General features: G+C 51.6%; 14 protein-coding genes and 1 pseudogene. 8 read left to right on the forward strand and 7 right to left on the reverse strand.

Annotated features, from left to right (window positions below; translation table 11 throughout):
* Positions 1–355 precede the first annotated feature (355 nt).
* Genes ACFMKP_RS24650 through ACFMKP_RS24665 form a run of 4 tightly spaced genes read right to left on the reverse strand, consistent with a single transcriptional unit; the run spans position 356 to position 4,391 of the window.
* Positions 356–1,105, reverse strand: coding sequence for an NAD-dependent deacetylase (locus tag ACFMKP_RS24650; RefSeq protein ID WP_382296481.1), 750 nt, complete (start codon positions 1,103–1,105; stop codon positions 356–358).
* 23 nt (positions 1,106–1,128) lie between these two features.
* Entirely contained in the window at positions 1,129–1,863 is a 735-nt protein-coding gene (locus tag ACFMKP_RS24655) for a Sir2 family NAD-dependent protein deacetylase (protein ID WP_204757449.1), read from the reverse strand.
* A 2-nt stretch (positions 1,864–1,865) separates the two neighbouring features.
* On the reverse strand, positions 1,866–3,650 hold the full coding sequence (locus tag ACFMKP_RS24660) for a hypothetical protein (protein ID WP_382296484.1): 1,785 nt from the start codon (positions 3,648–3,650) through the stop codon (positions 1,866–1,868).
* Between the two features lie 51 nt (positions 3,651–3,701).
* Positions 3,702–4,391 carry a class I SAM-dependent methyltransferase gene (locus ACFMKP_RS24665; RefSeq protein WP_382296486.1) on the reverse strand — a complete coding sequence of 230 codons (690 nt, stop codon included), beginning with the start codon at positions 4,389–4,391 and terminating at the stop codon, positions 3,702–3,704.
* 109 nt (positions 4,392–4,500) lie between these two features.
* Between ACFMKP_RS24665 and ACFMKP_RS24670 the strand changes: the two genes are divergently transcribed.
* The 3 genes from ACFMKP_RS24670 to ACFMKP_RS24680 are packed head-to-tail and all read left to right on the forward strand — an operon-like array spanning position 4,501 to position 8,052.
* Complete coding sequence (locus ACFMKP_RS24670; RefSeq protein ID WP_382296488.1) at positions 4,501–5,979, forward strand: aminotransferase class V-fold PLP-dependent enzyme; 1,479 nt, start codon at positions 4,501–4,503, stop codon at positions 5,977–5,979.
* Positions 5,955–7,025, forward strand: coding sequence for an alpha/beta hydrolase (locus tag ACFMKP_RS24675; RefSeq protein ID WP_382296490.1), 1,071 nt, complete (start codon positions 5,955–5,957; stop codon positions 7,023–7,025). The genes ACFMKP_RS24670 and ACFMKP_RS24675 overlap by 25 nt, the downstream gene beginning before the upstream one ends.
* Positions 7,018–8,052, forward strand: coding sequence for a HEAT repeat domain-containing protein (locus ACFMKP_RS24680; RefSeq protein WP_382296493.1), 1,035 nt, complete (start codon positions 7,018–7,020; stop codon positions 8,050–8,052). The genes ACFMKP_RS24675 and ACFMKP_RS24680 overlap by 8 nt, the downstream gene beginning before the upstream one ends.
* A gap of 48 nt (positions 8,053–8,100) precedes the next feature.
* Here ACFMKP_RS24680 and ACFMKP_RS24685 read toward each other — a convergent pair.
* A pseudogene (locus ACFMKP_RS24685) lies at positions 8,101–8,433 on the reverse strand (FKBP-type peptidyl-prolyl cis-trans isomerase); the annotation flags it as partial.
* 121 nt (positions 8,434–8,554) lie between these two features.
* Between ACFMKP_RS24685 and ACFMKP_RS24690 the strand changes: the two are divergent.
* Both ACFMKP_RS24690 and ACFMKP_RS24695 read left to right on the forward strand, forming a co-directional pair.
* On the forward strand, positions 8,555–11,626 hold the full coding sequence (locus tag ACFMKP_RS24690; protein ID WP_382296496.1) for an AAA family ATPase: 3,072 nt from the start codon (positions 8,555–8,557) through the stop codon (positions 11,624–11,626).
* Between the two features lie 82 nt (positions 11,627–11,708).
* Positions 11,709–13,640 (forward strand): radical SAM protein, encoded by a 1,932-nt coding sequence (locus ACFMKP_RS24695; protein WP_382296498.1) that lies wholly within the window; start codon positions 11,709–11,711, stop codon positions 13,638–13,640.
* A gap of 51 nt (positions 13,641–13,691) precedes the next feature.
* Here ACFMKP_RS24695 and ACFMKP_RS24700 read toward each other — a convergent pair whose 3' ends face one another.
* Entirely contained in the window at positions 13,692–15,743 is a 2,052-nt protein-coding gene (locus ACFMKP_RS24700) for a hypothetical protein (protein WP_382296501.1), read from the reverse strand.
* Between the two features lie 1,046 nt (positions 15,744–16,789).
* On the opposite strand from ACFMKP_RS24700, the gene ACFMKP_RS24705 reads away from it, so the two are divergent.
* Both ACFMKP_RS24705 and ACFMKP_RS24710 read left to right on the forward strand, forming a co-directional pair.
* On the forward strand, positions 16,790–18,646 hold the full coding sequence (locus ACFMKP_RS24705) for a hypothetical protein (RefSeq protein ID WP_382296504.1): 1,857 nt from the start codon (positions 16,790–16,792) through the stop codon (positions 18,644–18,646).
* A 7-nt stretch (positions 18,647–18,653) separates the two neighbouring features.
* Positions 18,654–19,424: an ABC transporter substrate-binding protein gene (locus tag ACFMKP_RS24710; protein WP_382296507.1), complete on the forward strand. Its 771-nt coding sequence runs from the start codon at positions 18,654–18,656 to the stop codon at positions 19,422–19,424.
* On the opposite strand, the gene ACFMKP_RS24715 is transcribed toward ACFMKP_RS24710, so the two are convergent.
* Positions 19,421–20,206, reverse strand: a complete 786-nt coding sequence (locus ACFMKP_RS24715; RefSeq protein WP_382296510.1) for a tetratricopeptide repeat protein — start codon at positions 20,204–20,206, stop codon at positions 19,421–19,423. The genes ACFMKP_RS24710 and ACFMKP_RS24715 overlap by 4 nt on opposite strands.
* 121 nt (positions 20,207–20,327) lie before the next feature.
* Here ACFMKP_RS24715 and ACFMKP_RS24720 point away from each other — a divergent pair, with 121 nt between their 5' ends.
* Positions 20,328–21,806 carry a phytoene desaturase gene (locus ACFMKP_RS24720; protein WP_382296513.1) on the forward strand — a complete coding sequence of 493 codons (1,479 nt, stop codon included), beginning with the start codon at positions 20,328–20,330 and terminating at the stop codon, positions 21,804–21,806.
* Positions 21,807–22,132 lie beyond the last annotated feature (326 nt).

Raw genomic sequence — 22,132 nt, forward strand, 5'->3', positions numbered from 1 at the left:
TGTGTGATGTTGAGCAAACATCGTGCTGTCGGTCAACAGCCTGAGAATTCTACCACAGCCACCAATCTTTGTCAAATTGTGTGTCCGTGGGGGAAGGTCTCAGTTGTTGGTGTCGTGACTCGTTTTGAAGCCATTCGTTGACAGCCAAAGGATTCTACCGCAGATGGGCAGCGTTGTCAAATGCCACGAACCCGATCCACGAAGGAACACGAAACAGGGAACCACGAAGCGCGCGAAGAAACACGAAGATGGGGCTATTGGCTATTGGCTGTGGGCTATTGGCTGTGGGCTATTGGCTGTGGGCTATTGGCTGTGGGCTATTGACTTCTGACTTCATCCTTCATCCCTCATCCTTCTACAACGGCCACGCTGCTTTGACTAAGGCTGGCAGGATGATGCCGCTCGCACCGCGCAAGCAACATTCAAAGGTATCGGAAAGATAGGTCTGATCGGTGTTGACTTCGATGCCATAGGCTCCATGCTCAATTGCGGTAACTGGCAACATGGCTGCTGGCGGTACTAAGCCTGATGTGCCAATCGAAAACACAACATCTGCTTGAATACAGGCAGCTTTGGCATGATTAAAGGTTTTGGTCGGCAAAACTTCGCCAAACCAGACAATATCAGGCCGCAATAAGGCACGGCAGCGCGGACAGCGTGGCACACCAATTTCGTCGGCTGGCAACCAGGCCGATTCTTCGATCACCACATGCTCTTTGGAGCATTTGACACGGCCAATGTTGCCATGAAGCTCCAAAACATTGGTCGAGCCAGCTCGTTGATGCAAACTATCAACATTTTGGGTTATCAAGGTCAACTGTGGCACATGCTCGGCCATTTTTACTAGGGCATAATGACCAGCATTTGGGCTAGCTTGGGCAACCAGTTCCCGCCGATAGCCATACCAATCCCAAACCAGCTTGGGATTACGCTCAAAGGCTTCGGGTGTAGCCAAATCTTCGGGCTTCATGCGCGACCAAAAGCCAGTTTGGGCATCACGGAAGGTTGGAATTCCACTCTCCGCTGAGATTCCAGCGCCAGTTAAAATTGCGATTCGTTCTGCTTGGCGTAAACGCTGCAAAATTTCTTCGGGAAATTTGGCCATAACCAACTCCTCTCTTAATCTGCTTATTCGAAAACTGCAACCAATTGGGGCAACAGCTCAGAGAGCGTGCCATGCAAGGTGTGATCGGTAAAAAAGCCAAAGGTCGAGGGCTGGCGATTAATTTCAATCACCGTTGCCCCATTACGTTTGGCATGCAAGGGTAATGATGCAGCTGGCTGGACCACCGACTCGGTGCCAATACACAGAAACACATCGCAAACCGTCGCTTGATCGGCTTCGCGCAAGCGTTCGCGCGGCACACCCTCGCCATACAAAACCACATCGGGACGTAAATAGCCACCAGTTCGTGGGCAGCGCGGCGGAATTTCGTTTTCATCCCACGAATCGACCATGCCGCCATCTTCGTAGGAGCGCATCCGCGCCAAATTGCCATGCAATTCGATCAACTCACGGCTGCCAGCCCGCCAATGTAGGCCATCGGTGGCTTGGGTAATCAGTTTAAATTTGGGCACAAGTTGCTCTAAATCAACCAAGGCATAATGTGCTGCACTTGGTTCAGCAGCCTCGGCCAAGCCCCGACGATAGGCGAACCATTCCCAAACTAAGCGTGGATTGCGCAAGAATGCTTCAACCGTTGCCAATTCCTGCGGCTCGTAGCCAGCCCAACGTTCTTCACGTTGCTGGGCCTCGCGAAAACTGGGAATCCCACATTCTTGAGCCAAGCCGCCACCAGTCAGCACAGTAATTGATTGGGCATTGCGTAAGCGTTGCAACAAAACGTCTGGCAAATCGAACACGCTCAAGGGGTTTCCTCCTGCTGCAAAAGATCACGCGAAATCCAACCGGTCATCGCTTGACCATCTTTTTCAAACACAATATTGATCCAGACAATGCCACCTTGGGTCACAATTGCATTTGGATCGGGCGCAACGACACGGGTATTGGCCGGAATTGACATGATGATGTTGCTACCATCATTTTTATATTCGGCGGTCGAACGTACGTTGCTTTCTTGCGAGGTCTTGAAAATCAACTCGCCAGCTACCGTTGGCAGATCTGGCTCATCTGGCTTCACTGTCGGTTGCGGCTTGCCCATATTCAGGCTATCAATCCAGCCAGTAATTCGGCGGCCTTGATAATCGTTAATTTCGATTTTTGCCCAACCATTGCTGGTCAAATTGGTTGCCGGATCGCGAATGATCACTTCGGTGTTACGCGGCAAGGTCACTACCAAGGCGCTATTACGATCTTGGTTGGTATACACTGGCGTGTTATCTTGAATGATCACATAGGTTTCGGTTTGGGTGCCAGGCAGCAAGTTACAGGCCCAGCCTGGAATATAGCCACAAGCCCAAGTTTTGGCGGCTCCGCTCAGCAGCCAATTGCGGCCAAAGGTAAAGCCCCAAACACAGCCAACCACTAATAAGGTGATTAATGTGAGGCCAAATGCTCGTCGCCAGATGAAATTCAAACAACCACGGCGATAGGTTTCACGCCGAATTTCGCTGCGCAATTCACTACGCAATTCTTCGCGGCTAATCCCTTGTTGCACTGGCGGAGCTGGTTGCGGCGCATAATATTGAGCTGGTGGCTGTTGCACCGCTTGTTGCTGCATTGGTGGCGGGGCTTGGCGCGGCGGCATCATCGGCTTAGGCGGCGCAACATTCCAATTTGGGGCAGCGCTGGCCGATGGGGCTTGGCGGGGCGGTGGCGTGGGCGTTGGTTGGGTTCGGCGTTGGGTCAAATTTTGGCGCATATCGCGCATTGTGTCGCGCAGCGCAGGCAATGGCCGCACCAATTGCTTGGTCGGCGCATCAGCAGCAGAATCCACCGCCGCTAAATCACGGGCCAAGGCCGCCACCGTTGCTGTGCGTTGATTGGGATCTTTGGCAGTTGCCACGTGCAGCGCTGCTACCAATGATGGCACAAAACCATTGACCTGTTGATAGATCGATGGCAAATCTTTATTCGTTGGGTCAGGCGTGATGCCGGTCAATAATTCGTAGCCCAACAAGCCAAGGCTATAGACCACCGAACGCTCATCAGGCGCGCCACCATTCAAGCGTTCTGGCGCACGATAGGCCTGCATATCAGCCCGTAATTCTTCATTGCTCAGCCACCAAGGTTCGATTAGCACCGCCCGATCGGTGCTGGTAAGCAAAATCGCGCGCGAGCCAATCGGTGGCGTAGGTGTTTGGGTGGTAATCGTAATCGAAACCGCCCCAACCACTTGGCGCAGCACTTCCAGCGCTCGCTCGGCAGATAACGGCAAGCGATCGCGCAACAATTCGCCATCGACATCCTCGGTAATCATATAGGGTCGATTACCAACCTCGCCATTATCATAGACATCGAGCAAGCCAGGATGGGTGCGTTTGGCAAGGCCTTGAGCCTCATCATTAAAGCGCTTGCGTAATTGAGCGTTTTCTAACAAATCGGGGCGCAGCAGATGGACTAAAACTGAACGACTCAGCCGTTCGTCGGTTGCCCGAAACACCAATGCCAAGCGATTCTCGCCCAAACGGGCTTGAACGCGATAGCGGTTGTGGAGTAATGGTGTTGAAGGAGCAGCAGGTTGCGTCATATATTACATTCACCTTGCAACGCCGAGCAGATCTCGACACTACGCCAAGGGCTACGGTTTGACCGCAATAACTAACTCATAAGCATCAGCTTGCCAAGGCCGAATTTCACAATCGCAGCAGCCAAAATGTTGTAATAATTGCTGCAATTGTTGGGCTGTCCAAGCTTTGCCTGGCAACCAACGGGCATGCCGCGGTGTCCAAGTGCTGATGATTAATGTACCTTCTGGTTGTAAAACCCGCCACATTTCAGCGATTGCCCGCCGTGGACGGGGAAAATATTCCAAAGCCTCTAAACATGTTACCACGCCAAAGCTTTGATCAGGCCAGCGTTGTAATTGATCGCCGCTGCCTTCGTGCCATTGGATGCGTGCATCAAAGCCAGCTTGTTGGGCTTTGTGTTTGGCTTGCGCCAACATCGCTGCCGTCAGATCAAGCCCATGAATCGCTCCAGCAAACCAAGTTTCACGGGCAATCAATAAGGGCACGCGCCCAGTTCCAGTGCCAACATCAAGCGTCGCCGCTTGGGGCAAGGCCATCAAGGCGACGCGCAACGGCCCGCCAAGATGCACCTCGTCGTGGATTGTAACATTGCTACGCACCCGATCATAAATCAATGCACCGCGACTGTAAATCCAACGCACGACCCCACGCCCAAAATAGCTGCCTTCGCCAATAATAATCAGCCAATACAGCAACCCGAGCAGAACAACGACACCACTTAGCAGCCAAATCCAAATCATAGGCCCGATTATAGCATAGCCCTCTTGTGGCTAGCAGCATTCGCAGTCTATAATCAGCTATTCGGCAAACAACCATCGCTGGTCGCAACGCTGCGACTAAGGAGCGTGTATGCACGAGCTTGTGAGCCACTTTGCAGCTTTTCGCCGTCAGATTGTTGGGATCGATCAGCATTTTATGACACCTTATGGCTTGCTGCCAATAGTTTATGCAGATTGGACGGCCAGCGGGCGTTTATACGCCCCAATTGAGCAGCAAATGTTGCAGGTTTTTGGGCCATTCGTCGGCAATACCCACTCCGAATCAAATGTTACTGGCACCTCGATGACCGAAGCCTACCATTTTGCCCAACGCTTGATCAAGCAGCATGTCAACGCCGCCAGCGATGATGTGTTGATTTTGGCTGGCTCTGGCATGACTGCTGTGGTCAACAAGTTTCAGCGCATTTTGGGTTTGCGCATGCCCGAGCAATGGGCCGAGCAGATTAAATTCGCCAAACATGAGCGGCCTGTCGTCTTTATCTCGCATATGGAGCACCATTCCAACCATACGTCGTGGCTCGAAACCATCGCCGAGGTTGTGGTTGTGCCGCCCGATGAGCAAGGTTTGATCGATCATGCTAATTTGGATGCCTTGCTGCCAGCCTACGCCGAACGCAGCGTTAAAATCGGTGCCTTCACCGCCTGCTCGAATGTTACTGGCATTCGCACGCCCTACCACGAATTGGCCAAAGTAATGCACGCGCACGGCGGGGTTTGCTTCGTCGATTTTTCTGCTTCTGCACCCTATGTTGCAATTGATATGCACCCAACTGACCAAGCAGCGGCGCTTGATGCAATTTATTTCTCGCCACATAAATGTTTGGGCGGCCCAGCCACGCCAGGCGTGTTGGTTTTCAGCAGCAAGCTCTACCACAATCGCGTGCCCGACCAGCCAGGCGGCGGCACGGTCAATTGGACGAACCCATGGATGGGCCATAGCTTCATCAGCGATATTGAGGCCCGCGAGGATGGCGGAACTCCAGCATTTTTGCAAACTATCAAGGCTGCGCTCGCCTTGCAACTCAAGCAAACAATGGGCGTTGAGCAAATCGAAGCTCGCGAGGCTCAACTGACCCAGCGTTTATTCCAAGGTTTGCGTTCGATCCAGCGCTTGCACATTCTCGCCGATCATGTGGAACAACGGCAGGGGATCTTTTCGTTCTATATCGAAAACCTGCACTACAACTTGGTTGTACAGCTACTCAATGATCGTTTTGGGGTTCAAGTGCGCGGCGGATGTTCATGCGCTGGAACCTATGGCCATTATCTGTTGCACGTCGATCCCCAGCGTTCCAAACGGATCACCGATCGGATTGATCAAGGCGATTTATCGGGCAAACCTGGTTGGGTGCGCTTATCCATTCATCCAACGACGACCGATCAGGAAGCAGATTATTTAATTGATGCACTTGATCAGGTTGTACGCAACAGCGATAATTGGGCTAACGATTATCAATATTCCAACAAAACCAATGAATGGCGGCATCGCCAGCCAGTTCAACAAGATATAGGAGCGTGGTTTCAGTGTTGCGATTTGGTCGAGCATTAATTAAATTTGGGCACGGGCTGCTTGGCTGGCTGGGTATCTTCAATTTGCTGAGTGCAATTGCGAATGCGCCCAACCTTGGCTGGCTAGCCCACCGCCGCAACGACGGCGTTCTTGGCGCATTGCTGGCAGTTTGGGGCTGGCGCGGCGGGCGTTGGCGCTGGCTAAGTTTTTGGTTGGCAGTGCCAATGCAATTAGGTTTGGCCTCGCTGCGCAGTTTGTGGCATAACCCGCTGCGCAATTTTGCTGCTGGCTCAAGCAGCTGCGAGCCAATCAAAATTATGCTCGATTCTGGTCAGCATGTGCCTGGTTTATGGTATGCCAAATCGCACACCAATACTGCAATTCTCTATTTACACGGTGCTGGCAACGATAAAACCCGCTACGCCACCCGCGCCATCGACCAATTGCAACAGGCTGGGTTTAGTGTGTTAGCAATCGATCTCGCTGGCCAAGGCGAAAACCCACGAACCTTAGACGTGCCTGATAGCAACACCGATGTTGCTGCAGGAGTCGCTTGGCTGCGCCAACATGCCCAAAAGGTGGTTGTGGTTGCGGTAAGCTTGGGCGGTTGTATTGGCTCGCGCGCTATTGCCGATGGAGTTGCGGTTGATGGTTTAGTCATTATTGGCTCGCCAGTTGTGCTTGATCTCGAGAGCAATCATTATATTCGCAGCGAAATACGCGCTTTCTTGCGCCCCTCATTCTGGCAATACCCCGACCGTATGACTTTGTTTCAGCTGTGGCAGCAATGGCAAGCGCCGCCAATGCGGATCGCAATTGGCTTTAACCAGCTTTTTCCAACCCTGAATCTGAACGATTCGCTCAGCCGAATTCGTGCGCCAATCTTGTTGGTCTACGGCCAGCGCGACCGCATTGCGCCCTATCAGGCAGTTTTGAGCAACCTCGCGACCATTCCTGACGTAACATTACAACTGATGCCTGAACACAGCCATCTGACCTTGCCAATGGAGAGTTTTCCGCTAAACGCAATTACAACTTGGATTCACGAGAGAATCGAGTCGAGTGAAGGAGCAATCAATGTTTGACCTAGAAATGTGGCGCGCCGATATTTTGCAACGCCTGCGCCGCTTTGTACGCGCCCCGCAAACCGAAATGGGCATTTATGGCACTGAACGCTTAACCTATTATCTGAGCAGTTTGGTGCTTGAGCCGTTTTTTCAGGCTTTCAGCAATCAGCCTTTGCGCGCAGTCGTTACCTTGGCAACGATTACCCAAACTACTGGCACCAACTTTTTAATTCACAACGCCAGCACCCTGCGCTATAGCCAACAACTGCTTTGGAGCGAGTTTGAACATTCGCCGAGTTTGCGCTTGGTGATTGAGCAAATTCTGCTTAAACTCGATGTGATTGAACATCTGCTGCACACCCTCGATGATCCTGAAGCTCAATGGTTGCGCCAAAGTTTAAGCGACGAGATTGAGCCATATCGGCGCAATGGCGAATTAACTGAATTGCGCCACGCGCTCAACGAAGTGCCATGGCAAACCCGCTACAGCACCGTGCGCTCGCTACACACGCGGCGCGGCCATTACACTGGCAGCGATTGGCAATTAATTGAACAAGCTTTAAGCGATCGGGTGGCGATGGTTCGTGCTGCGGGAGCACGCCAACTTGGCCGCGCCCAAAGCCCGCTTGCAAGCCATCTGCGCGAACGGCTCTTTCATGTGGCCTTGTATGATCGCGATTTGGGGGCGCGCTACGCTGCGGCGCGTTCAATTGGCAGTTTGCGCAATCAATTGATCGATGGCTTGAGCCGCGAAGTGCTTACCACTGCGTTGTTTCATGATGATAGTTTTGTGCGCTCGGCGGCATGTTTAGTGTTGGGTCAATTGGGCAGTGCGATGGTCACGCCCAGCATTTTGGATAGCCTGATTACGGTGTTGCAGGATGCTGACCCCTACGCCCGCGAGGCAGCAGCCAATGCCCTTGCTGCCATGGGCCAAACTGCGGCAACCGCTGATGTATTGGCCGCGCTACGAACCGCCGTTTTAGATAGCGACCAATATGTGCACGAAGCAGCCCTCGGCGCAGTTACGGCACTCAAAGATTAAACAATAAAGGCCAGCGTTCAAACACGTTGAGCGCTGGCCTGCTGCTGATTAACGAACCCCGATCAACTCCACATCGAAGATTAATTCTGCATTTGGTGGAATCACTCCAGGGTAGCCACGCTCGCCGTAGGCCAAATCGCCTGGAATGTACAATTTGCGCTTACCACCAACATTCATCGTCGCTAAGCCTTCATCCCAGCCTTTGATCACTTGGCCAACGCCCAAAATGAATTCAAATGGCTCACCACGATCAACCGAGCTATCGAATTTGGTTCCATTGGTTAGTGTCCCTGTATAGTGAACAATCACCGTTTGGCCCGCTTTAGGTTGTGCGCCGGTTCCGACAACCTGTTCTTCGTAGCGTAAGCCCGATGGAGTTGTTTGCATCGAAAGAGCCTCCTCTGAGAATTATTGTGCTCATTATCAAGGAACATAGGAAAATTCGCAATTCAGGCTATAATAGAAACTAGCAAATTTGTACGCTTGGGTAGGAGTACGCCGGATGTTGCCAGAGAAGCTGCGTGTTCGTAATTTTATGTGTTATCGCGACGATGTTCCAACCCTCGATTTAGAGGGAATTCACGTTGCATGTTTGTCGGGCGAGAATGGCGCAGGCAAATCGGCCTTGCTCGATGCAATTACCTGGGCCTTGTGGGGCAAAGCCCGCGTCTCATCCGACGACGAGTTGATTGCGCTTGGCGCTCAAGAGATGGAAGTTGATTTGCAATTTAGTGTTGCAAATAATCGCTATCGTGTGCTGCGCCGCCGTTCATCAGCCAAACGCGGCCAAACTATCCTCGAAGTGCAAATCGAAACCAATGGCGGCTGGCGGGCAATTTCTGGCAATAGCATTCGCGAAACCCAAGAGGTGATTCACGATGTGTTGCGCATGGAATACGATACCTTCATCAATAGCGCTTTCTTGGTGCAAGGCAAAGCCGATGAGTTTACCCGCAAAGCACCTGCTGAACGCAAACGAGTGCTGGCCGAAATTCTAGGCCTAGATGATTATGACAAGCTAGAAGCTCGCGCCAAAGAGCAAGTGCGCTATTTTAGCGATCGTGCCCAAGGCCTCGAAGGTACGATCACCAGCTATCGCGAATGGGTCAACAAGCGTGATTTTTACCTCAGCCAAGAGGCCGAAGCCCAACAGCGCGTGCAGCAACTTGGCCAAGAAATTGAGCAAGCCAGCACCATTTTTGAGCAAGCAGATCAGCAACGCCGCGCCTTGGAAACTCGCAAAGCTGAACGCGACCGCGAGCTTGGCCGCAGCCGCGACCTTGAACGCCAAATTGCTGAAAGCGATGCAGATTATCGCCAACTTGCCCAAGATATTGGCGTGGCCCAAGCCATCGTTGAGCGCCAAAGCGAAATTGAAACCAATTTTCAAGCCCTAAAAACTGCCCGCGACGATCTCGGGCTGCTTGATCAATTGCGCGAACAAATCGTCATTCTCAACGATCAATACAAAGCCCAACTGGCCTTAGTTGATCGCGAAGAATCGGCATTGCAACATCAATTGCAACAACACCAGCGCGATCAGCAAATCAACGCCGAATTAATTGGTGGCAAACCGAGCAAAAAAGCAGATTTGGCTGCCCTCGCCGACCAATTGGCCAGCTTCGCCGATGATCAAGACCAGTTGCAACAAACGCGCAGCCAACGCAGCGAACTTGAACAACAAAGCACCAATTTAACCCAATTGCACGTTGAAGTTCAACGCTTGCAGGGCTTAATCAACGTGCGCGGCGATTCGCTCATTGCCGCCCGCGAGGAGCAAAATCGGCGGATTATCGAGGCCGACAACTTTTTGGCCAACGAATCGCGCTGGCGCAGCGAATTTGAAACCTCGATTGCCCAACAAAAAGCCCTGATTCGCGATGAACGCAAACTGCAAGAAATGCGCAGCCGCGACCAACAGGATGCCAAACAACTTGGCGAACTTTCGGCCCAAGAAAGCAATTTGGAGCAATTAGGCAAGCAAATTAACGATAAAATCGTGCAGCTGCAAGCCACCCACGATACGCATTGCCCACTCTGCCAGAGCGACATTGGTCACCATGGCATTCAGCAGGTGATCGAGCAATACACGGTTGAACGCGACGATATGCGCGATCAATATCGTGAGGCCAAGCAAGCTCGCAAGCAACTGAGTAACGAATACGAAGCGCGTCAACGCGAAATTCAAGGCCTCGAGCGCAAGGTTGCCCAACTCAGCACCTTGGCGGCCACAGTTGGTCGCTTGGAAGGCCAACTTAGCGAAGCCCAAGAGCAGCGCAACAAACGCAGCGAGGCCGAAAGCACCCTGCGCGATTTGAATCAACGCATCGAACATGGCGATTTTGCCCACGAAGAACGCACTGCCTTGGCCCAAGCCCAAGCAGAAATCAGCGAACTAGGGCTTGATCAAAAAGAGCTTGATGCGCAACGCCAAGCCAACAATCAATTAATTGCCCAACTTGAGCAGCGTTTGGCCCAACGTGGCTCAATCGAGGCCAAAGCTGCCGTGCTGCAAGAGCAACTTGAGCGAATTCAGGCCGCAGAAACCCACAATGCCGCCTTGAATGAAATCATTTTGAGCTTGCAAGTTCAGCTTGATAGCCGCCAATTTGCCCAAGCTGCCCAAGAGCAAGCAGCAGCAATTTACCAGCAAATGGCCGATTTGGGCTATGCCAAACAACGCCATCAAGAAGTGCGTGAAGCTGTTGCTAGCCTTGGCCATTGGGAAGGCGAATATCATCAACTGCGTTCGGCCCAAACTAATTTGGCCAATAACCAACGCCAAGCCCAGCGTTTGGCCGAATTGATCGAGCGCCAACGCCAAGATCTGGCCCAAGTTCAAGTCAGCATTCAGCAACTCAACAAAGAGTTGGCTCAATTGCCAGCCGCCGTGCAAGCCGCCGAAAATGCCCAACGCACAATCAACGAGTTTCGCGGCCGTTTGGCAGTTGCCCAAAAAGATTTGGGTGCTGCCCAGCAAAACGTCCAACATGTGGCCCAAGTCGCCGAGCAATTGGCCGACGCTGAAAAAGAATTGCTCACGGTGCAAGAGCAACGTGATATTCACAGCGAATTGGTCAAAGCGTTTGGCAAAAAAGGCATTCAAGCAATGCTAATCGAAACCGCGATTCCCGAGCTTGAGCGCGAAGCCAACGAATTGCTCAGCCGCATGACCGACAATCAAATGCACTTGCGCTTTGAAACCCAACGCGAAACCAAAAAAGGCGATACCAGCGAAACCCTCGATATTCAAATTGCCGACGAACAAGGCACACGCCGCTACGATTTGTATAGCGGTGGCGAGGCCTTCCGCATCAATTTTGCCATTCGGATTGCCATGAGCAAAATGTTGGCTCGCCGCGCGGGCGCAAATTTGCAAACCTTGATTATCGACGAAGGTTTTGGCTCGCAAGACGGTCGCGGGCGCGAGCGCTTGGTCGAAGCAATTACCCAAGTTCAAGCAGATTTCAATCGGATTTTGGTGATCACCCACATTCAAGAATTGAAGGATCAATTCCCAGTTCAAATCGAAATCACCAAGTATGATGATGGCTCGCGTTGGGCAGTGAATTAGCAAGAACAAAGAACATAGAGCAAGAACATAGCCATAATAACGGCTTCTCTGCGGCTCTGCGTTTAACATAGAAATCAATCGCATGCTAAAAATCGTTCTTCTCCAACTTCCGGTGCCGAGCAATCCGGCGGCGAATGTGCCGCTGGCAGCGGGCTACCTCAAAGCATGGGCCTATCAGCAAGGCTTGCTTGAGCGCATGCAAATTGAAATTGTGCCGCGCGATATTGCTGATCGCGGCGGCGATGGCTTAATTTGCGATTGGATCAGCGCCCAAAATCCACATGTGTTAGGCATTTCGCTATACACATGGAATAGCGAACGCTCGTTGCAGCTTGCAAGCCTACTCAAGAAAGCGTTGCCACGCTTAATTGTGGTCGTTGGCGGCCCTGAAGTACAGCGCAATAATGCTTGGGTTTTGGAGCATTCAGCGATTGATATTGCGGTGGAGGGCGAGGGCGAGCAAACGTTTAGCGAATTGTTGCTGGCGCTCGAACAGCAGCAACAGCAAATTAGCTTGCCGATGCACAATCAGGTTGCGTTGCCGTATCCCTTGGTTGCTGGCACATTGCAATATCAGGCTGGCCAATTGCATGCTGGCTTGCCGCGCCCAGCAATGGGCAGCCTCGATCCGATTCCATCGCCCTATTTGTTGGGCTTTTTGGAGCTGCGGGCTGGCGAAATTGCCTTTATCGAATGCTCGCGCTGGTGTCCCTATAGCTGTACATTTTGTTTGTATGGGCGCAATTTGGGCACAAAACTGGGCGGACGCATGTTTGGCAGCGAGCGGGTTTTGGCCGAAGTGGCGTGGGCACGGCAGCGTGGCGCACGCGCAATTCACTTTGTCGAGGCGAATCTTAATTTATTGCCCAATTTTCGCGAATTGATGCGCGGCCTGCATACGATCAATCAGCCCGAGCCAACCCCAATTTATGCTGAATTACGTGGCGAGCATCTGAAGCCCGAAAGTGTTGAGGCCATGGTTCAAGCAGGCCTAACCGTAGCCGAAGTTGGCTTGCAAAGTGCCAATCGCACTGCCTTGCAAGCAGTTGGCCGCCGCACCGACCTAGACAAATGGGCCGAGGGCACGCGCCGTTTGTATCAACATGACGTAGCTGTGTTGCTCGATGTGATTTTGGGCTTGCCCGAAGATGATGCCGCCAGCACCCACGCCACAATTGAATGGATTCAGCAACAGCAACTTGGCGATTACGATATTTTCACCTTGCAAGTGCTGCCGGGCACCGGCGTGCGCAACGAAGCTGAACGCTTTGGCATGCAATTTCAACTACGGCCACCCTACTATATTTTGGCCAACAATTGGCTCAACTACCAACAACTCCGTGCCTTGCGCTGGGATTTGCGCGAACAAGCAGGGCTTGATCCGTTGGCCATTGAAGGCATGCCCCAACCACCAAGCGACGTTTGGCTACAAACCTGCGAGCAAGCAATTCGCGTCATCGATCAACCAATTCGCACGATCGTTTTAGATTGTCGGGCTGAATTAAACTTGGAACAATGGCAAGCGCAAGGCCAAACCTATGCGCAGCAGGTTGCGAGCCATGTCGTGGTTGTGGCCAAACAGAGCGATTTGGCAGTGCTTGAAGCATTTTGTTGGCCGATTGCTCAAGCCAACCTGAGCATTCACTGGGATATTGTGCTCGATCAGCCGCTTGCGCCCAACGCATTACGGCAACTTCAGCAACGCTGGCCACACAGCATTGGCTACCTCGACCGGATTGCGGTCTATCGGCGTTGGCAAGCAGAGCCAGATTGGCTGCAAGTTACGCCGCGCTGGTGGATTAACTGCAATTGGCGAGAGCAGCTTGATCCTTTGAGCTATGAAGGCATTGCCGAGGTCGTTTGGCGTGTACCTGCAGATCAGGCAAATACGGCGATTCCAGCGCTGAATCGGCGCGGCGGCACCGGAATTGTGCTTGAGGCTGAGCATGTTGAGCCAGCATGGCAAGCACTGAGCGAACATTTGCCAATTCTAGCGCCGCTGCCAGATGCTTAAAACTAAAGCCCCTCGCCCACACAATGCGGACGAGGGGCGCAGCAACACGATCTAGCGATTTGCTATCGGCACATAAATGTTTTTGATTTCAGAAAAGACGGCCACACCCAACGATGGCATTGAGCCAACTTTGGTGAAATTGCCGCCAACGTACAAGTAATTGCGATCAACACTAAGCGAAGTTACAATGCCATTGGGCGGGCTGACTAAACCACAGAAATCCGTGCCATCAAAGCGAGCGATTACCCCAGTTGCCACTCCATCAATTGCGCTGAAAGCGCCGCCAAGGTAGAGTGGGCCATTATCAAGACCAGTCATGGCATAAATCCCACCATTGGCAGCGGCGATCTGGTTCATATCGCCAGCGGGACTAATTTCATACAACTTACCATTCGTGCCTGCCATCAACAAGCGCTGATTCCAAAGCAAAAATTGATAGCCAGCCTGTGGTATCGACATAAATTTAATTGTTTGCCACGATCGGCCATTCCAACGCAGAATTTCCATATAGTCTTCATACAAATCAGGCATCAGTTTGATTGCGTAGAACCTATTATTGAAGAAAACCACTTCGCTAAAGTAATCAAACCGGGTTGGTTGTATCCGATACTGCAAGCTTGAGCCATCGAATTCATAAATTCCCGTGATGGGAAGGGTGGCTCGTGGCTCGGCGAGATAGGTAAATATCTGTGAGCCTGATTGATACCAACCAGACATACTGGGCAGATCAACCGCAATCGGGGTCAAGGCAGCACTATCAAAGCGCCAAACTTTACTAGCTGGCTGGCCTTGAATAAATGCTTGTGGCTCATAGAAAAAGCTGAACAACTGATTGTTAATCCGATGCAGCTTCATCCAATCAAAGGTCGTTGCAAGGGTTTGCCAACTCGTGCCATTCCAACGCCGAATCGAGGAATCGGGGCGATCTACTTTATGACTGATAACAATCGGTCGGCCAGCATCACCACTCACCATGCTTTTATCATCAATAACAAACAAGTTTGCTAAACTTTGCGTTTGCGTACCATTCCAGGCAATAATTTGGCTCGGATTGCCATTTAATTCAAATTCACCACCAAGGTAAAGCGTAGAATCATTGGCAGTAAGTGCAGTTAATCGATTAATCGTAAATGGCAAATTTGGCGCTTGCCATTGATTATTCGTCAATTTTAATAATTGACCACGGTTTTGAATATACAAATCAGAGCCGATACTAACCAGATTATCAATCGTCGAATTAAGTTGATTCCCAATAGTAATCGCAGTTGTACCTTCCAAACGATAAAGCTGCGACTGATCTCTACCGTTGTTGGCTGATAAATAAATTATATTTTGAGTGTCAAATACCTTAATGAAGTTATTGCCAAGACCTACATCAAATGGCTCCCATTGATTATTAACCAAGCGCGCTAAATGAGCTGAAACCTTGCCAACTTGACTAAAACCGCCACCAGCAATGAAGTCGGTGCCATTTGAGGCGAAACTATCAACCGCCCACTCAAAACGAACAGGCTGGGCGATCACAGATCCATTCCACTGGCCAATTCCATAGGCAGGCTGAACATCAAGATGGGTAAAATCGCCGCCCACAAACAAGGTATCATTAAAGCTCGCCAGCGTCACAGCATAGGTTTCGATTGGATCACGGGTGAGATGACCGCTCAGACCAATGCCAATTGGTTGAAACCTTGTGCCATCCCAGCGAGCAATATTATTGCGTGCATTCTGCAATTCACTAAAGCTGCCAATCGCAAAAAGGGTATCATCAAAACTTAAAACATTGCGAATTTTGCCATTCTCGTATGCCCTAAGCCCATAACCGTTCCAGTTTGTGCCATCCCAACGCGCCAAGCCATTAACTTCGGTTTGGTTGATATAATTGAAATTGCCAGCAACATACAAATTGTTGTCAGCATCAAGGCTCAACGAGTTGATGCTACCAAACTGGTGAAAACTCGTACCCAGCGAACTATCCCACGTACCATTAATTGGGGCCGTGCTGGGAGGTTGCTGAGCCACAGCCGTCAACAAGGTGCTCGCCATTAATCCCATTGTGATCAGGCTTAAGCTAATTAGGGTTCGAAAATGTTTACTTGCCAACACGAACTTCCTCCTACTACAACGTACCGAGATGCTTTACTATACGCCAGCTAGTGAGTTTTGTGCGCACGATCTCATAATAATCTAGCTAGCTAATATATTGAGAGGAAGCATGGCTATGGGCTATGTAGAATGATTCATTGGCTTGGCAATCGTGTCCCCTCACCCCCCAGCCCCCTCTCCCACGAAAACGCGGGCGAGGGGGAGCACCCATTTTCACCACGCTGTGTGGTAGAACCACGGCGTTAAAGCCCCTCGCCCGCGCCACGGGAGAGGGGTTGGGGTGAGGGGATCAGGCGGTGGTTAACCTGATGTACCAGTACACCATTCTTCGCGCTCTTCGTGTGCTTCGCGGTTTCTCCCCTTCGTGGATCAATACCTTAACGCAGCGGCGCAGAGAATCAATGACTATTGGCTTTCGGAACGATTTTGGAGCTTATAAAGATGCAGCAACGAAACCCTAATCTCGACCAAATCATGGTTATCATTGAACACCCTCATGGCGCTATTGAAGCACCTCTGACCGAATGGATACGCATTGGGCCAAGTTCACGACCACTCCTTCGCCCAAGCGCAGCGTATGATCAACGAACGGGCGCAAGCTTGCCACTCAGCGTCATTCCCTTGCAATATCGCAATACCTTGCTATCACGTTTGCTGGTTCGATTGAAGGTCTTGCCAAGGCCATGGCCAAAATGAATGATGAAGGATGAAAACAAAAGTCAACAGCCTGTAGCCTATAGCCATTCTTCGCGTTCTTCGTGTGCTTCGCGGTTTCTCCCCTTCGTGGATCAATACCTTAACGCAGCGGCGCAGAGCCATCAAATTATGAAGGATGAATTATGAATGATGAAGCTCGATTATTCGTGTAGTTCGGACAATTCGTGGCTAAAAACAGCCTTCGCGGCCTTCGTGCGCTTCGTGGTTTCTCCCCTTCGTGCGCTTCATGTCCTTAGTGGATCAAAACCCGATCCCCAATCCCCATCAACCGATCCCCAATATGGTATGATGACTGACATTATCCGCGATTGAATGCCGCAGGAAGATACATGTCAAGCTCAACTCAGGCCACCCCAATCGAAATCTATCGCCAACGCAGCGCTAGCTATCAAGCAGCATTAACCCAACTCCGCCAACGCTCCGATCGCTTTGCCAATCTGCGCTTGCTCTTATTTGGTGCTGCCCTCTTTGCCGTGATTTTTGGCTTTGCCAACGCTCCGTGGTGGTTTGGCGTAGCGGCAGCATTGTTGGTTGGCTTTGTTTGGATGTTGATTCAGCATAATGCAGTTGAAGAACAACGCCAACGCACTGAAGCGCTGTATCAATTAAATCAATTTGGGGTGCTACGCTTAGAGCGCGATTGGACCAATTTGCCTTTGCGCCTGCCAAGCCTGGAAATTCCCGCCGATTCCTACGCCAACGATTTAGATTTGGTTGGGCGGGCTTCGTTGCTGCACTTGCTTGGCCATCTGCCCACCGCCTTGGGCTTGGATACGCTGCTAACTTGGCTTTTGGCTCCTGCGCAACCAACCACGATTAAGGCTCGCCAACAGGCGATTGCTGAGCTAGCCCAAAACGTGCAATTTCGCGAAGAATTACACGTCGCGGCGCACCATGTCAGCGCCGAACGCCAAGATTTTGAGCAATTTTTGCTTTGGACAGAACAGCCAGCACGTGTACTCAGCCGTATGTGGGTGGTTTGGCTTGCTCGTTTGTTGCCAATTGGGCCAATTGCTGGCTTGGTCGCCTATTTGGCGGGCTGGACGAATGTGCCCTACTGGTTAATTTTATTTATTTTCAACATCATCGTGAGCAATGGCTTAGGCTTGTGGGCCAATCAGGTGATTATGGCGGTGAGTGCGCGGCGCAAAGGCTTTGCTGGCTTCGGCGCGCTGTTTCGGGCCATCAACGAGCCACAATTTCAGGCAGCATTGTTGCACCAAGCGCAAAGCCAATTAACTGCCAACGGCGTGCGTGCCGATCAGCAAATGGCCCGTTTAAGTCGCTTGCTGAGCCTCGCCGATCAGCGATTTAGCTATTTTTATATTGTGCTGCAAGGCTTTAGCCTGTGGAATATTCACATTGGCTGGTTGTTGGAACGCTGGCAACGCGACGTGCGTGGCCAAGCTCGCAACTGGCTCACAACCTTGGGCGAGGTTGAATCCTTGGCGGCACTCGCCACCTTGCAGGCCGACCATCCAAACTGGAGCCAAGCCCAAATCCATGGCCCTGATCAGGTTATCGCAACTGGCATGGCCCATCCCTTGTTGCGCCCCGATAAAGCCGTTGCCAACGATTTGAGCATCGGGCCAGCAGGCACGCTATTTTTAATCACTGGCTCGAATATGGCGGGCAAAAGCACCTTGATGCGCGCCATCGGCCTGAATATTGTGCTAGCCCAAACTGGCAGCGTCGTCTGTGCCAGCAATTTGCAACTTCCAGTGCTGCGCTTGGCCACCAGCATGCGCATCAACGACTCGCTTGAACAAGGTGTTTCGTACTATATGGCTGAATTGCTGCGGCTCAAAATGGTCTTGAATGAAGTTGAGCAAGCTCGGGCAGATGGCCAAAAAGCCTTGTTTTTGTTGGATGAAATTTTACATGGCACCAACACTCGCGAGCGAACCGTTGCGGCGCGCCATATTATTGCCCGCTTGATTGGCTTGGGCGCAATTGGCGCGGTTTCAACCCACGATTTATCGCTGGCAACCGCTCCCGATATTGCCGCCATCAGCCAGCCGTGGTATCTCACCGAGCACTTTGAGCGCGACGAGAACGGCCCAACCATGACCTTCGATTATCAATTGCGGGCTGGCTTAGCGCCAAGCACCAACGCGCTCAAATTAATGGAAATCGTAGGCTTAGTTGATCAAGATGTGCCGTTGAGTGCCGCCACTAGCGAGTAGGTTTCGCATGCGCCGTTTGTTCGATATTCTGGCAATTTGCATTCTGTTGGGCTATGCTTGGCTAGCAACCCGCAGCCAAGGCGGCGCTGATGATCCGGTGTGGCAGCGCGCCAAGGCGCGTGGCGTTTTGGTGGTTGGCACCGATTTTGGCTTTCTACCATTTGCCCAATTGGATGGCCAAACGCCAATCGGCTACGATGTTGATCTTGTCGAAGAATTGGCGCGGCGGCTCGATTTAGAGGTTGAGTGGCGGCAAATTGGCTATGATGGCTTGTTTCCGGCGATTGATCCGGCCAACCCCAATCAAGTTGATCTGATTGCAGCGGGCATTATTCAAAATCCCGCCGAGGCTTGGCGCGCCCGTTATAGCCAAGCCTACCTCGATGGCGGCCAACAATTATTGGTCAGTAACACCAATCCCATCACCCAACAAAGCCAATTAAGCGGCTTGATTGCGGTGCAACTTGGCTCGCCAGGCGAGAGCCTTGCCCGCCAATTGTTCAACCCCCAACGTATCGCCAACAGCCCCTATACCGAAATCGCCGCCGCCGATCAAGTGGTGCGTGGCTTTGCTGATGGTGCGATTGTCAGCAATTTAACGGCCTTAGAAACCAATAATCGCCAGCAAACGCGCACCCTTGCCAGCCTCAGCTACGAGCCATTTGTGCTGGCGATGCCAATCACCGCCTACGAATTGCACAATCAAATTAACCGCGAGCTTGGCCAACTCCACGCCGAGGGCTGGATCGCCAAGCTCAATCAAAAATGGTTTCCCTAACGCAAACGCGCCACGAGTGTGCTGACCCCAATCACCAAGAAAATAATTAACCCAATATTGAAACCAACTGCAAAAAAAGCCGCCAGAATCGCCCCTAGTGCAAAGGCCCCAGCCCCAGCAATCTGCATCACTAAGCCCCGTTTCCGCGTGGCCCAATCGATCACCCGCATAATTGTTTCGCCAATCACAGCGCCCATAAAAAAGAAGAGAAACAGCGGGAAAAAGCTACAAATATAGGCTCCAATTCCACCAATCACAAGGCTAATCGCCCCAGCCTTCACTGCATCAAGCGGCTCAACTTGGTAAATTGGCGAACGGCGCTCTTTACGACATTCAGGGCAAATAAAGCCAACTGGCGTGCGTTCGCTGCATTTCGAGCAAATTGGCCGCGCACATTGAATACAGCGCAAGCCGGTTTCGATCGTTGGGTGGCGATAGCAATACAGCGTTTCGCTGGTTGGAGCCATCAACGGCGTTGGATCGATCGGCGGCACATTCACCGCTGGATGCGGATTGGCCGCGCCACTTTTGAGTGCCGCCAAAGCACCTTGAGCCGCAATATTCTCTGGTTCTAGCTTCAGGGCTTGTTCAAGCAATAAACGCCGCTCGTTAAATGTGCCGACCACTTCGGCCAAGGCAAGCAACACATTAACATCATTAGGTGCAATTCGATTGGCTTTGCGCAACGCATTGCGGGCAGCAGTTTTATCGCCGCGCTGAGCAGCCTCGCGTCCAGCGCTGAGTAACGTTCCTACATCATCAATTTGTTCAAGATCAAGCACAAAAATTCCCCTTTCATGGCCTCCACAACCATCCAGCGCACGAGTATCCGCGTAGCATGGCATAGAATGCGCTTATTAGCGTGCATGATACCGTTTTTTTGGTTGTTTGAGGAATATTTCCATGCGAATTGTTGTGATTGGTAGTGGGTTTGGCGGTTTGGGCGCAGCTATTCGGTTACAGGCCAAAGGCCACGAGGTAACGATTGTCGAGAAACGCGATAAACCAGGCGGTCGCGCTTATGTCTACGAACAAGATGGTTTTAAATTCGATGGCGGGCCAACAGTTATCACCGCGCCATTTATGATCGACGATTTATTTACCTTGGCCGGCCGCAAAACCGAAGATTATGTCACGATGATGCCAGTTTCGCCGTTTTACCGCATCTTTTTCCACGATCAAAGCCATTTTGATTATTCCGACGATTTGCCAAGCATGGTGCGCCAAATTCGCGAATGGAATCCAGACGATGTTGATGGCTATTTGGAATTTGTGCGCCGCGCCGAGCAGATTTTCAACAAAGGCTTCACCGAATTAGCCGATCAGCCATTTTTGAAATTAACCGATATGCTCAAAATTGTGCCCGATATGGTCAAACTTGAATCGTATCGCACGGTTTATGGCTTTGTTTCCAAATTTGTGCAAGATGAACGTTTGCGCCAAGTGCTGAGCTTTCACCCGCTGCTGGTCGGTGGCAATCCCTTCCAAACCACCAGCATCTACACCTTAATCAACTTCCTCGAACGCAAATGGGGCGTGTGGTTTGCCAAAGGCGGCACTGGGGCCTTAGTGCAGGCCTTGGTCAAATTATTCGAAGATTTGGGCGGCAAACTCGAACTTAATCGCGATGTAGCCGAAATTACCACCTACAACGGCAAAGCCACCGGTGTGCGCCTACGCGATGGCAGCGAAATCAAAGCCGATGCGGTGGTGTGTAATAGCGAAGTTGCTTGGGCCTACCAAAACCTCTTGCCGAGCAGCCTGCGCAAAAAATACACCGACCGCAAATTGGCCCGCATGCGCTATTCAATGTCGCTCGTGGTGATTTATTTTGGCACCGATCGGCAATATCGCGGCCAAGATGGGCCAAAACTTGCCCATCACGACATTATTTTGGGGCCACGCTACCAGCCATTGCTTGATGATATTTTTACTAAAAAGCAGCTAGCTGATGATTTCTCGCTGTATTTGCACATGCCAACTTTGACCGATCCATCGTTAGCTCCAGAAGGTTGCGAAGCGTTTTATGTGCTCTCGCCAGTGCCGCACCTTGGATCGGGCACCGATTGGCGGCAGGCAGCTAAGCCCTATCGCGACCGGATTATGAACTTTTTGGAAGAACGCTATTTGCCCAATTTATCCAAGCATATTGTGAGCGAGCATATGATTACACCCTTGCACTTTGCCGAAACCCTGAACAGTTACCAAGGTAGTGCCTTCTCGGTCGAGCCAATTCTGACCCAATCGGCATGGTTCCGCCCGCACAACCGCTCGGAAGAAATTCCCAATCTCTATTTTGTCGGTGCTGGCACGCACCCAGGCGCAGGCTTGCCCGGTGTGCTATCAAGCGCCAAAATCGTCGAAGATTTAATTGGAGCATAGATTTTTGTTCCCTCACCCCAACCCCTCTCCCGTCCAACGGGCGAGGGGCTTTTTCGTTTAGCGATGCGCTCGATCCCCTCACCCCAGCCCCCTCTCCCGTCCAACAGGCGAGGGGCTTTAACTCTATGGTTCATCAGCAATTCGTCAGCAAAAACGGATGCTCCCCCTCGCCTCGCGGGCGGGAGAGGGGGCTGGGGGGTGAGGGGGTAGGTTGGTAAGATTCCCTCACCCCAACCCCTCTCCCGTCCAACGTTTAAGGGCGGACAGGGACGCGTAAACAGGGGATACAGAACGACCTCAGGTTGGTATACTGGATGGTGCAAACC

The sequence above is a fragment of the Herpetosiphon sp. NSE202 genome, from assembly GCF_042688385.1.
Taxonomy (GTDB): Bacteria; Chloroflexota; Chloroflexia; order Chloroflexales; family Herpetosiphonaceae; genus Herpetosiphon.